Source organism: Anabaena sp. WA102, assembly GCF_001277295.1.
Lineage (GTDB): Bacteria > Cyanobacteriota > Cyanobacteriia > Cyanobacteriales > Nostocaceae > Dolichospermum > Dolichospermum heterosporum.
Genome location: NZ_CP011456.1, coordinates 3,494,655 through 3,507,563, shown reverse-complemented (window position 1 = coordinate 3,507,563; position 12,909 = coordinate 3,494,655). Strand labels below are relative to the sequence as shown.

Genomic DNA, 12,909 nt, shown 5'->3' with positions numbered 1-12,909 from the left:
TGCGATAGCGTAAGCGCTGACTTGTCAGTTCGCTAATATTGGGTTAATGCGATCGCTTATCACCTCGGATAATTTTGATTGTGCATTGCGATCGCGTTCGCGGAGCGTCCCGGAGGGAACTAGCGCTGCTGCAAGCAGTTCGCTCAATTTCCAAATAAATCAATCCTTCTATACTCAAGCAAACCTGTAAATATTTTAACTTTAATATTAATATTTACGTATTTATATTGATAAAAACCCGGGTTTATATTTCAATAGAAAGAAAAAATAATACTTAATTCCCTTTTTTCGCTCCCCTCTCTGCGCCTCTGCGCCTCTGCGTGAAACAAAAAACATAACACTCAAGCCCGAATCACAGTAATCCGACGTTGATTTTCCGTCACCACAACCTGCGTTGACAAACGTTCCTCCATTGGTAGGGCATTTTTACGCCTATCAAACACAAATAACCAACCAAAATCCAACCCCAAACGCCCTAAATAGGATTCTAATTGTTCAATACCATCAGTTTGAGGATCTCGCTTTTTCTCCCGCCATACCTTTAACTCAATACCTAACGTTACATCTTTGTACCGCAGACATAAATCCATTCTGTCACTACCAATTGCATATTCCCTTTCTAAAATTCCCCCACCATTAATAACACGATGTAAAAAAGCCATTAATACAATATGCGGGGCAATTTCATGATAGCCAGTGCTACCTAATAAAGGTTCTCCATGTTGTCGCCAAAACTTGAGAAATGCTGTTAATAAAGCATCTATATTTAATTCACCTTCCGGGGTTAACCAAGTTGGTGCAATCATTGGTAAAGAAGCCATTGGTGTTACTGTTAATACTCTGGGTAACACTTCCCGATAAATGGGATTAGCAATAGTTAAACCTCCGTAGGGGTGCATTTTACATAATCCCAAATCAATCACAAATTGAATATCATCGTTGGGTATATCCCCCAATTCTAAACCTGCTAACATCGGCTCAATAATTGCTTTTATCCTTGGTTCTCGTAAGCGTTCAGCTAAACTATCTAAATGAGTATCTTGACGAGCAATTAATATTTCCTTTGCTTTTAAAATATGTTCTTTTGTAATAGCAATATTTCTATCTTTAACCATTTTTTCTACAACTTCTTTAGCTAAAGCATTAACTAACCAAGGTTGTCCTTGGGTTAAATCAAATGCCGTTGCTGTTGCTTCTGGTGTGAAAATTTGTCCTGTTGCTGCTGTATGTTGTTGATATAATTCTCCTACTTCTTCAAGATTAAAATTTCTCATAGTTATAGAAGCAACTTTAATATTAAAAGGACTGGATGTATTTAATCTGTCACTACCACCAGATGCTACTTTATAATCTCGCACATCTCGTAAACCAATTAATCCTAACGATGAAGGAAAATTTTCGGGACGATTGGGAAAACCATCTCTTAATTGACGTAAAATTGAAATTAGAGTTTGGTCTTGCAAAGAATCAATTTCATCAATCAATATTACCAAATGTCGGGGTGAAGCTTTTGCCCAACCTTGTAAAAAAGCCTTAATTCTGTTTCCTGGTTCTTCTTGTTGCCATTGTTTAACAGGTGGTTGTAATTCTTTGGGTAAACGGATGGAAATATTATCATACCAAGTTCCCAAAATCGCTAATTCTGCCGCACCTGGGTCATGATTAAATGCACTTCCCACCTCTACTGATACCATGACTGCTGCATAACGTCCTGTGGCGGTAAGTTGCTGTGCTAGGGCTAACATTGCCGTAGTTTTCCCTGTTTGTCGTGGTGCATGAAGGACAAAATAACTTTCTTGTTCAATCAGCATTGATAGGTCAGGAAGACGACTTGTGGCTGAGATGGTATAGTGTTTTTCGAGTTTACATGGACTTGCAATATTAAACCAGCGAGACATAGGATTTTGGCAGTTAGCGAACTCTTTAAGTTTAGACGATTTTGGGGTTAAGGATGGCAGGGAAGTCAGAATCAAACGCAGATAAACGCAGATGAACACAGATAATTTTGTGCATCATTTAGATTAGGAAATGCTATATCCCTTCAATTTAAATCATGACCTGTTGGTGGTGATAGATCCATTACTTCGGTAAACCGGGAATATTTCACCTCACTGGTTGGGGGAAAGTGTGCGGAAATACCCATTAAACCGACTTTGATATCCTCAAAGAAAATCACACCACCTATTCGTCCGCTGGCTTGGAATGGGCCATGGAAAAATTGATGTCGGGGAATATGGATAAGGAGAGAATTGGTAATTTTGACGTTTTGACCAAATAGTTGTTGACAGGTTGTTTTGACAACTGCATCTATATATTGATTCTGGACAGGTTGACCCAAGTTGATGAATTTGGGATGATCCCCAAAATGATCCATGTAATATGACCAGATGTTAGACAAATCTTTGTCTTCAGTGAGGATTTGCTTGAGTTCCTGCCATCGTTTGAAATTCATAATGGGTAAGAAGATTAAAAGAGGATGGGTGCATTAGATTATTCTTTGCGTACTAAAAATTTACCACAGTTATGTGATAGCGAAGCGCGACCTAGGAATTGCTTCCAGTGCGCTGAAGGCATCGCTAATCTAGAGTTAGGGAAAAATTAGGTAATATTTGAGAAAACCAAATAACTTTTGGCAGAGAAAAATAAATGGATTTACTGCTTGCTATCTTTGGTTATGGCATAGCTGGGGGTAGATCTATCGTCTAATTTAAGGAAAAGCCAGGGAATAATCAGACCTATCCTCAGAAATCCTGACTATATCAGCGATTCCCCAATTTATTACCATATAACTGCTGTGCGGCCATTGTCCACCTAATAAAGCGTAAATTTCTACCGGTTTACTAGAAATTGTAATGCCGATTTCATAGGATTTACCTGTGAAAGCAGCAAAGCGCCGACAAGCTTCATCATAAAAGTGACTACGGCGATAATTTTTATTAGTTAAATCAATGGCAAACAAGCCATAAAAGTAGCGAGGAATACTTTGGATTGTTTCGACAATTTGCCCTAAGTTTCTGGCTAAAATAGCATTTCTGGGAACTTCTGTTCCCCAAGCTGTATCTAACGCCCAAGAGGCAGAACTGAGGTGAGAACCACCACAAATTCCACAAATTCTAGGAGTGACAATTAACCCCGCTTGAGGATCTTTACCGCGTAAAATTATTTCAAAACCGCGAAAAAGTTCGGCATGAGTCCAAGCGTTTGTCACATATCCATTTTCAATTTCGACGCGCACATCTAAATCACCCTCGACTCTACCAACGGGTGAAATATCTAAAGTTTGAATTGGCATATTTGTCCTTTATTAGTTATTAGTTACACGACCTCTCCCCTAACCCCTCTCCTACAAGGAGAGGGAAATAATTGACTCCCCCTTCCCTGGTAGGGAAGGGGGTTGGGGGGTTAGGTCTTTTTTCATGACTAAACGGTAAAAAAGTCTTCCTCTGCCCATTTTGGGGCTGCGTCTTTTGCCACAACGGTGAGGACTGCGTAATCTTTCATGTTGACTCCGGGGGGTATTTCTTTGGGAACTCCCATGACAGTCTGGGTTTTAAAGACTGTTCCGGGTTCGAGGTCGAAAAAGGGAAATTCGGGTTCTGTACAGCCTAAACAGGGCATTCCCGCGCGGGTTTTGGAGGAGACGCGGTTCCAGAGAATGCGGTTACAGGAAGAACGGGTCATGGGTCCACGACAACCTAAGTCGTAAAATAGACAACCTTTGCGTTGTCCAAATTCAGCGGTTGTGGCTTTGTATGCAAAGTGAATGTTGCGGGTACAACCTGTTTGGGTGAAGGTGTTGAAGAAGGTTTGGGGACGGTGTAGTTCATCGAGAACTATATCATCAATTCGACCAGTGGCGATCGCTACTAATATCTGCGTTATCCAGTCGGGGTGTGTAGGACAACCGGGAATATTAATCACAGGTAAGCCAGCTTGACTGACAAAATCTTTACCTAAAAAACCGCCTTCTTCCCGTTTGAGAAATTGCAGTCCTTTAGAGTCGCTGGGGTTGGGTGACATAGCGGGAATTCCTCCCCAAGTTGCACAGTCTCCTACCGCAACAATAAATTTCGCAACTTTGGCTAAATCGTCTAACCAATCTTTCATGGGACGGTCGGCAAATCGGTTCCATTCTCCTGTACCATTAGGGGCGTTAACTACGCTACCTTCAAATACCAAAATATCCAGAGAAATCTTCCCGGAAATGCAGTCCCATAAGAGGGTTTGGACATTTTCACCTAATTCTACTCCCAAGGAAGGATGCCAAAGTATTTTAATACCGAAATCAGCAATTAAATCACAAGCTGTAGGTTCTTCGGCATTAAGAAATGACATGGTGTTACCCGAACAAGCACCACCTTGTAACCAGAGTACATTAGTCATTAGCTATTTATTTTTAGATGTGTTAATAATGCACAATTGAAGAGATTCTATAGGGGTATAATTTCCCCTTCTGCAAAGGATTTACTTGTAGAGAACGACCTATTGATCAATATTCATTATTTTAAACTAAGATGTTATTTAAAGCAATTAACTTTTTTTAAATAAAACTTAAGAATTAGCATTATGAGATATTATAGTAAATAAAATATATAAGGTTAAGACTATATATGTCAGCATTAATCAACGGTATCTGAGAGTATTTCCCCCACCTTTAAAGTTTTTCCTCCTACTGTTACTTCATCATCATCAACTAATTTCCGTCCTCTCCGTGTTTCAACTATCCCATTAACTTTCACTTCACCATCAACAATCATCCATTTAGCTTGACCACCGGTAGAGGATATCCCCGAAAACTTCAAAAACTGGTCGAGTTTAATCATTTGTCTTTTACCAACTAATTAAAAAGTATCATCTATAGCAATATATCAGAATTTAGGATTTTGGCAACAAATTAAATTCTTGCAAAGCCGGTAAAAAGTTTTTATTCTCATGACTAGGACGACTGAGTTTAATTAAGGCAAACCGTTGTAAGATAGTTAGGCTTTTCCATGCCTCAATTGTAATTATCACACCTATTTCTTGAGCTTTTTCGTGGACACTGTGAGGAATAGTGGTAACATCTACCCATGCTGGATTAGCTTCAATTGGTAATTCAGCCACAGGTTTACCAGTCAGTTGCAATACCAACTCTTGAATATAATGTCTGTAATCATGAATTTGAATATCTGTATCACAAGGTAATGTCATTAAATTTTGACGTGATTCTTGATTCATCAGATTCCATTGGGCTAATTTCAGCTTAATACCGCAAGTATCTAGTTTATAGCGCACTTGCATAGGAATACAACGCCAAGAATCAATAAAATCCGCTTCAAATTCAAAAAATTCTGTCATAAAATTGGTGATAATTATAAAATATAGATTTATATAGCAATCCTAAACAAGATGTATTCATGTAACGTGCCGTAGCATACATTTCTCCTTTTCTCTTCCTCTGTGATCTCTGTGCCTCTGTGGTTCGTTAAAAACAAAATATAGGACTCCTATTTGATTTTTGAACAGAACTCGGTACATACTGAAATCCTTCTTCCCTGTTCCCTGTTCCCTGTTCCCTGTTCCCTAACTCAACGGAAAATTCAGGAATCAAACCGGATTCCTATATAATATGTAGCTATTATAAATGATTTATGAGAAAATACAGTTAATTTTTATTAAATAGAATCCAAACATCATGAATATTGATTCCCGGTATGATGTTACGACTATTGTTTTAGCAGGTGGTAAAAGCACTCGCATGGGTAGAGATAAAGCCTTAATTCCCATGGGCGGTGTACCCATGTTGCAATTAATTTGTAGTATTGCAGAAGCTTGTACTGATAAAGTTTATATCGTCACTCCTTGGCCAGAACGTTATCAAAAATTGCTCACACCTAACAGTCAATTGATTCCAGAAGTTCCCTTACCTGGGGAAACTGGCAATGAACCTCGAACACATGGACCACTTATAGGTTTTATGCAAGGGTTAGCAGCAGTGGACACAAATTGGGTTCTGTTATTAGCTTGTGATTTACCGAATTTGCGACTAGAAATATTACAAAATTGGATATCTCAATTAGAGACAATTCCAGACGATAAAATAGCGGCTTTGGTGCAAAATAATCAAATTTGGCAGCCTTTATGTGGTTTTTATCGCCGTCGTTGTTTACCGGAATTAATTCAGTATATTGAAGCAGGTGGACGTTCTTTTCAGCAGTGGTTAAGGTCTGAGAATGTCGAAGTATTGCCTTTGGAAGATCCCGAAATGCTATTTAATTTTAATAGTCCTGTGTAAGTATTTCACGCCCACCTACTTAGTTGATTTTTAATGATATAATTAACAGAATTATATATAGTGGTTGGCAAATAAAATAATTGGTAAAATAGTGATACCAAAATCAGTTAATGCGGTGATAACTGAGTTAAAACTATTATGAATATGAGTAATTTCTCTCTAGAGTTTTTATAATAAATTGCTTTATAGTAAGAATAATTGACTCAATTCCCCAACCGATTAGAATCAGCCAATTATGATATCTAGTATTACAGATTTAGCAGTAAAAGCTGCTATTGCATCCATATCTTTAGAGTCAGCAACAACAGCAGAAAAAATCCAAATGCTGATAGAAATTGGCACAGGCTTTCAAAAAAAGCCGAAAACAGCCCAAGATTTACACAATGCAATTGGGCTATTTGACCGTGCTTATCAGATGTGTGGGGAGGAATATGTTTTACTGAAAGCACGGGCTAAGGTGGGCATGGCAGGGACATTACAGATGATTCCTGATGGGGGTTCTCAATTTTTGCAACAAGCGCGGACAGATTATCAGGAAGCTTTGCTGATTTTACAACAATTTGCCCCGGCGGAAGAAGTGGCAGAAGTGCAGATGAATTTGGGGTTAGTTTTCCAATCTTTAGTTCCCTATAATTTAGCCCAGATAACTGAGAGTATTCATGCTTATCATGAAGCTTTGCGGGTGTTTACTTGGGAAGATTACCCCCAGGAATATGCGATTTTACATAATAACATAGCGATCGCCTATCTTTCCATGCCCATGTCATCGGCACAAGAATCTTTACGTCAAGGTTTAGCAGTTCAATCCTTTGAAATCGCCCTCAAGCATATTAACATAATTGACCATCCTAGAGAGTATGCAATGTTGCAAAATAATTTAGGAAATGCCTTACAATATCTAGTGAGTTCCCATCCTGTAGAAAATAATTTACGCGCTGTCTTAGCTTATGATGAAGCTTTAAAAGTGCGTAATCTTCAAGATACACCGTTAGAATATGCTAATACAATTTCTAACAAAGCTAACCTCCTCTTCAACTTACCCGATGACCTCGAAAAACCAGAATTAGGGAATCCTCAAAATCTCTTAAAAGCAGAAGCATACTATCAAGAAGCTTGGCGAATATTTACAGAACATAAGCAATTAGAACAAGCCGAAATAGTAGCCAAAGCCCTACAAGATTTAACCGCAGAAATCCAGGCATTTGCCTTAAATTAACCCCAAAATAGGAGAATGACTATGTTTGATTTAGTTAATGATCCAGGATTTGTCAAATTTTTGCATAGTTTAAATACAGAATTAAATCTCACCACAGGATTTACTTGGTTAATCATCGCAGCAATTTTATCAATGATTGGTGGTGCAATTGGCGGAATTATCCTTGCGGGTAAAGATATAGGATATCAATTTGCAGCCACAATTGGTAGTTTATTTGCACCAGCAGGAGTAATTCCTGCGGTAATTTTAGGGTTATTTATCCTGAATTTATTAGCCAATCATTAGGAGCATATATGTTAGAATTAAGTTGGTTTTCTATTAAGTTATTTCTCAAGGGTAAACTATTCCGTGACCCTATATATTTTCTGCGTCAAACCATAATTGCTAGTGGTATTGGCACGGTTATATTAGTATTATTAGCACAAGCATCAATTCCCCTCTGTATTCCCATTAGTGTAGCTAGTTTAACGACAGGTGCAATTATGCCCTTTCTCTTGCAAGATTTTAAAATGAAATGAGGTTTTAACAATCTCTCTAAATAAATCCGTAGGGGCGCATGGCCTGCGCCCTAAACTAATTTCAAAATAACCAATTAACCCCAGATAAATCCATAAAAATAATGAATAATCTTGAAGAATTGATTACAGATATCAATCGGTTTGAAGCGATTATTGCTAACTGGGATGAAAGTCAACGTTGTGTAGCATTAGGGTTACAAAGAGCAATTGAATCTCTACATAAAGCAGCACTAACTAATTTAATTAAAAGTCTTAAACAAGAAAATATATTAGCCTTACGTCATGCTGTAGATGATGAAATTGTTTATGCAGTTTTGTTATATCACAATTTAGTTAAACCGCCATTATCAGAACGTATCCAAACAGCATTAGCCGAAATTCGTCCCAGCTTACAAAGTCCACCTCAGAATGAATTCTGATAGCCTGCGTGGCGAAGCCATGGCTAATATCAAAAGTAAGCTAAAGCTGACTATACTCAAAACGGCTAGAAGCTGGACTTTTTTATCATACAAAGAACAAGGTTCAAAGCCTCTCCAGTATTAAATATTATTCCTTTTCCCTCTCCTCTTAGGAGAGGGTTAGGGAGAGGTGCAAAGGAGAGGTTTACCAGAGGGGTTTCATATTTGGTTAATCTTCCACATCAAACCATACAGGAGAAATATCATCAACCTGTCCATTATAATTAATAGTAATTTCCTGACCTTCCCGAATATATTTATAAGCAACAATATCAATGATATTTTTCGCAAAATTCTTAATATAAACCGCATTGGGGTGATAAGAATGATTAAAAAGAGAAGCAAAACCTAAACCTATTGCCCCGCTTTCTCCATGCCAACCAAAATAATAATTTAATAATACCGTCTTAGTAATTAACTTAACTTGCTGTTTAGGAATAATAATCACAGGGGATGTTTCAATTAAATCTCCTTTAGCAAACTCTTGCTGGGCAAATATACCTCTACCTTTAGTCTCTGTATCACGAAATACTAGCATATAGCAATTCTGTCATGGATAAGAATGATTTTTGACTAGCCATTACAGATAAACGCAGAGAAAATAAATATCAGATCCCCGACTTCTGAACATTGCTTGATAGTTTATAAACATGATTACAAAAGAAGTCGGGGATCTTGGCTGCTATAGCTACTATAAAGTCAATGATCAAAGATGTAGTCATAATTTCCGTAAATTTTAATTTTTTGTGCGAAGTTGATAATATTCATGCTATTATAAATATCCCATGCTAACTATCATTGGTTGTGGCAATCTGAATCGGAATGATGATGCTGTTGGCGTAATTATTGCCCAACGTTTACAGCAACATCTCGCCCAAAATCCTCACCCCAACATCCGCGTTTTTGATTGTGGAACTGCGGGAATGGAAGTGATGTTTCAAGCGAGAGGTAGCGAAAAATTAATTATTCTTGATGCTAGTTGCACAGGTTCAGAGGCAGGTGCTATATTTAGAGTCCCAGGGAATGAACTAGAAGCACTGCCCGAACCTAGTTACAACTTACATGATTTTCGTTGGGATCATGCCTTGGCTGCTGGGAGAAAAATCTTCTTAGATGATTTTCCCCAAGAGGTGACAGTCTATTTAATTGAAGCTGAAAATCTGGATTTTGGACTGGAATTAAGTCCTATTGTGCAACGTTCTGCTGATTTAGTTTTTGCCGAACTAATTATAATTATCCAACAGAATGTGATGGCTTAATCAACAATCTCAAATCCTCAATTGCATCAGATCCAATCACGATAAACTGGCAACTCATCTACTCTCATTTCAAAGGGTACAGTTTGAATATCGGGAGGACAAACCCGGATTTTGGCACTACTAACAATGCTATAAAGAACATTTGCCATAGGAACAATTTGTTGCAAAATTTGCCAGTTAGTAACTTGGTCAGGGCATTCAATTACTAAAGTCAAAATACTCGCGTGAGTTGTGGCATACCAACGACAATTAGACAACAAACTATGAATAATGCGATCGCATCCTTCATAAAAGTATTTGCTAATTGAATGTTCCAGTTGTTGCCGAAGCATAATATCTGCTGATGTTGGCTGTATAGGGTGCTTATCATCAGCATGGAATTGAGGTTCTGTTGTCGCCATTTCCCGTTATTTTCCTATTTATTTACCAATTGCCATTGCGTACAAGATGTCCTTATTGGTTTCTAGAAAGGACTGGGTTTCATCATCATAGAAAGCACCAATACCACTCCAATCTATTCCCCAATAGTTGCTAAATAAATACACTCTCTGTCCGACAAATCCGGCTAATTGCATAGCAGTTTGATAACTCAAATAATCGGACACAAAAAACTCTCGTTACAGCCAGGGCTATTTCGTTCTAAACATAATCCGCCCTGAACTGAAGTTCAAGGCTAATAAATTAAGTCCGTTAAAACGGACTATGAACTTTTCTTTAGTCGTCTTGAGACGACTTTTGCTATTAGACTCAGAATTCATTCTGAGGCGGGCTAGAGAAGAATGAAATAGCCCTGTCGTTACAGCACAATCTCTAGCTATAGCTTGATTGATGTACAAATAACCTGTTTTTTCCCGAAAGTTACCTGCTTTAATGAGATGTGTATTTTTATATAACCCTGGTGAAATTCCCTCGATATCATGCACCACTGAGTAAGTTTCTATTTCCTCAAGATTCTCTGTTGGGATTGGTTGTTGAACTGCTTACAAAATTTGCCAATAGATATTTTGAGGAATAGACTGCCTTTGAAAACGCCTAATAGAACGCCTATTCCAAACGTTCTCAAACAACCGTTCTCGGTTAAAATTGAATTGAGGATGTTCTAGCTTTTGCTGGTGAGTAGTAGGGGGCAGGGGAGGGAAGAACAGAAGTTTTTTCCCATTACCCGTCAAAATAAATTTGACGAACTACTAGGGTGTAAAGACATTGTTCGATAGGCATCTTCAACACATTGATTAATTGGAAAATCGTCAGTACCACAGCCAAAAAGAACAGGTAGTCTTAAAGGTCTGACTGATTTTTATGGCGCTTCTTGGCGATATCGCACAACTAGTAATAAACTCCTTATTCTCAAATTCTAAATCTGCATTGAGAATAAGTTTATCAAAATCAAAACATAGTTGTGTGTTGTTTTCATGAAGATATGCCAAAGCAGCGACAGCACCCAAATGGTGTCCGCTATCCAACAAACAATATCTAAAACTCCTGTCTTGATATTTCCAGCTAGACCTATGATAAACACAACTAACTAAAAAAATGAATCCGTTGATACTTTTATTTAGTCAATACCTTGTCCATTTTCTGCTTTGTTGGGTTAAGCGACAGCGCAACCTAACGCATTTGTTGGGTTTCATGCTGATTGCTCCGCAACGCTAACGCGAACAACCCAACCTACAAATCAAGGCTTTTAGATCCTACACAATCTGGACAGACTTCATTTTCTCTCATTTTACCCAAACGATAAAATAATTAAATTTATCCACCTGACTACAATATGAACTGTTAAATAGTAGATATGGGAAATCCCGAATATTCCAGAACAAATGGGATTAATTACCTATTATGCAAAATCATACGAATAGATTTTCATGGTTTGATGTAACAGATGATGTTAAAGAATTATTGATCTTAGCAGCACAGAATTGGGAAAACACCGAAGAATCTACAAAATATATGCAGCAAGCGTTAGCTAAAACAGAAGATAACACAGATGTTTTAGTTGCAGCTTATAGATATTTTTACTACAAAAATAATTATGTCTTAGCACTGACAACAGCAGAGAAAATAACCGCTAGAATAAAAAAAGCGGAAAGTCTACCTGATAATTGGCAAGAACTTAAACCTATCCTAGTTAACCGTCACCAAGAACCCGAAATCAGATTGTACTTAACTGCTTATGCTGCTTCAGGTTTGGTATTAGCTAAACTAGGAAAGATAGAACAAGCGAAAGAAATCAGTACCAAAATAAAAAGTATTGATGACAAAAATGATTTTGGTGCTGGTATTCTTCTCGATATTTTAACTCGTCCACCAGAAGAAGACGATTAAATATGACAACTACAAGCAATCAGCAAATTACGAATCATGAATAATTGGTTATCTTTCAACTCAAATTCCCAGCTAATATCGTCATTTTCTACCCAGAATACTGTGATTCTACCAGGAATGCCTACATCTCCCTTGACTCCTGTAACTAAAATGCCTCAAACATCTCCTCCTATAATTTTTTTACCTAATTCTGCACAGTCAATATTTTAAAATTTATGCAAGGTCAGGATTTATTTGTTGCTGAAAATGGAGAATATCAAGTTTGTAAATCAGCAAGATCATGGGATTTATTGCGTGATAATTATCGTCTCTATCGCTTTTTAACTGAAGTCGAAGATGTTCTCAAAAATGTCGAAGATGAATCAACACGACTACCAGAAATTAGAATGTTGGTAAGACGATTAATGATAAATTCCTATTGGGTACAAAGTCAACCTTTACAACCTGATCCAAAAACGGGAATCTCTGTTTTACTATTATATGATGAATTAGGGTTTCCCTTAACTGTACAAACAGTAACATTTGCACCGGGAACAACTTCTACTATTCATAATCATGGAACATGGGGAATAGTGGCAATCTTAAAAGGTCAGGAAAAAAATACATTTTGGAAACGTAGTTATGATCCAGAATTTCCTGATAAAATTGAAAAAACAGGAGAAATAAATTTATCCCCCGGTGATATTGTGAGTTTTACACCGCAAACAATACATCAGGTTCAAGCCATTGGTGAAGAACCAACAATAACATTTAATATTTATGGAGAAACTAACCCAAAACAGAGATTTGAATTTGATGTAACTAACCACATTGCTAAAAGATTTTAAAAGTAGTAGCAAAAAAAGAAATAACAGATTAT

General features: G+C 37.5%; 15 protein-coding genes and 3 pseudogenes. 8 read left to right on the top strand and 10 right to left on the bottom strand.

The genetic code is table 11. From position 1 onward, the window contains the following. Positions 1-341: 341 nt before the first annotated feature. The 6 genes and pseudogenes from AA650_RS15145 to AA650_RS15120 form a co-directional block, all read right to left on the bottom strand. On the bottom strand, positions 342-1,898 hold the full coding sequence (locus AA650_RS15145; RefSeq protein WP_053539633.1) for an AAA family ATPase: 1,557 nt from the start codon (positions 1,896-1,898) through the stop codon (positions 342-344). Positions 1,899-2,041: 143 nt separating this feature from the next. Beyond that, entirely contained in the window at positions 2,042-2,452 is a 411-nt protein-coding gene (locus AA650_RS15140; RefSeq protein ID WP_053539632.1) for a hypothetical protein, read from the bottom strand. Positions 2,453-2,779: 327 nt separating this feature from the next. Further along, a pseudogene (locus AA650_RS15135) lies at positions 2,780-3,292 on the bottom strand (nickel-dependent hydrogenase large subunit); the annotation flags it as partial. Positions 3,293-3,420: 128 nt separating this feature from the next. Continuing rightward, positions 3,421-4,383: a hydrogenase small subunit gene (locus AA650_RS15130; RefSeq protein WP_053539631.1), complete on the bottom strand. Its 963-nt coding sequence runs from the start codon at positions 4,381-4,383 to the stop codon at positions 3,421-3,423. A gap of 236 nt (positions 4,384-4,619) precedes the next feature. After that, on the bottom strand, positions 4,620-4,823 hold the full coding sequence (locus AA650_RS15125) for an RNA-binding S4 domain-containing protein (RefSeq protein WP_027401675.1): 204 nt from the start codon (positions 4,821-4,823) through the stop codon (positions 4,620-4,622). 52 nt (positions 4,824-4,875) lie between these two features. After that, positions 4,876-5,337 carry a nitrate reductase associated protein gene (locus AA650_RS15120; protein WP_027401674.1) on the bottom strand — a complete coding sequence of 154 codons (462 nt, stop codon included), beginning with the start codon at positions 5,335-5,337 and terminating at the stop codon, positions 4,876-4,878. A 337-nt stretch (positions 5,338-5,674) separates the two neighbouring features. Between AA650_RS15120 and AA650_RS15115 the strand changes: the two genes are divergently transcribed. The 5 genes and pseudogenes from AA650_RS15115 to AA650_RS15095 form a co-directional block, all read left to right on the top strand. Then, positions 5,675-6,274, top strand: coding sequence for a molybdenum cofactor guanylyltransferase (locus AA650_RS15115; RefSeq protein ID WP_053539630.1), 600 nt, complete (start codon positions 5,675-5,677; stop codon positions 6,272-6,274). A gap of 235 nt (positions 6,275-6,509) precedes the next feature. Continuing rightward, entirely contained in the window at positions 6,510-7,490 is a 981-nt protein-coding gene (locus tag AA650_RS15110) for a hypothetical protein (RefSeq protein ID WP_053539629.1), read from the top strand. A gap of 21 nt (positions 7,491-7,511) precedes the next feature. Continuing rightward, positions 7,512-7,775: a hypothetical protein gene (locus AA650_RS15105; protein ID WP_027401671.1), complete on the top strand. Its 264-nt coding sequence runs from the start codon at positions 7,512-7,514 to the stop codon at positions 7,773-7,775. 8 nt (positions 7,776-7,783) lie between these two features. Continuing rightward, positions 7,784-8,008 (top strand): hypothetical protein, encoded by a 225-nt coding sequence (locus AA650_RS15100; protein ID WP_053539628.1) that lies wholly within the window; start codon positions 7,784-7,786, stop codon positions 8,006-8,008. A 101-nt stretch (positions 8,009-8,109) separates the two neighbouring features. Continuing rightward, positions 8,110-8,406, top strand: a pseudogene (locus AA650_RS15095) (NifU family protein); the annotation flags it as partial. 229 nt (positions 8,407-8,635) lie between these two features. Here AA650_RS15095 and AA650_RS15090 read toward each other — a convergent pair. After that, positions 8,636-9,004 (bottom strand): SET domain-containing protein, encoded by a 369-nt coding sequence (locus AA650_RS15090; protein WP_027401669.1) that lies wholly within the window; start codon positions 9,002-9,004, stop codon positions 8,636-8,638. Positions 9,005-9,251: 247 nt separating this feature from the next. Between AA650_RS15090 and AA650_RS15085 the strand changes: the two genes are divergently transcribed. Further along, complete coding sequence (locus AA650_RS15085) at positions 9,252-9,725, top strand: hydrogenase maturation protease (protein WP_053539627.1); 474 nt, start codon at positions 9,252-9,254, stop codon at positions 9,723-9,725. Between the two features lie 26 nt (positions 9,726-9,751). Here AA650_RS15085 and AA650_RS15080 read toward each other — a convergent pair whose 3' ends face one another. The 3 genes and pseudogenes from AA650_RS15080 to AA650_RS29325 form a co-directional block, all read right to left on the bottom strand. Then, the gene (locus AA650_RS15080) at positions 9,752-10,126 is read right to left on the bottom strand and encodes a hypothetical protein (RefSeq protein WP_027401667.1); all 375 of its coding nucleotides are present in this window, start codon (positions 10,124-10,126) and stop codon (positions 9,752-9,754) included. Positions 10,127-10,144: 18 nt separating this feature from the next. Further along, a pseudogene (locus AA650_RS15075) lies at positions 10,145-10,336 on the bottom strand (SagB/ThcOx family dehydrogenase); the annotation flags it as partial. A gap of 18 nt (positions 10,337-10,354) precedes the next feature. Then, entirely contained in the window at positions 10,355-10,648 is a 294-nt protein-coding gene (locus tag AA650_RS29325; RefSeq protein WP_335337383.1) for a hypothetical protein, read from the bottom strand. 916 nt (positions 10,649-11,564) lie between these two features. Between AA650_RS29325 and AA650_RS15065 the strand changes: the two genes are divergently transcribed. Both AA650_RS15065 and AA650_RS15060 read left to right on the top strand, forming a co-directional pair. Beyond that, positions 11,565-12,050, top strand: a complete 486-nt coding sequence (locus AA650_RS15065; protein ID WP_053539625.1) for a hypothetical protein — start codon at positions 11,565-11,567, stop codon at positions 12,048-12,050. A gap of 215 nt (positions 12,051-12,265) precedes the next feature. Then, positions 12,266-12,877 carry a cupin gene (locus AA650_RS15060; protein ID WP_053539624.1) on the top strand — a complete coding sequence of 204 codons (612 nt, stop codon included), beginning with the start codon at positions 12,266-12,268 and terminating at the stop codon, positions 12,875-12,877. Positions 12,878-12,909: the final 32 nt, after the last annotated feature.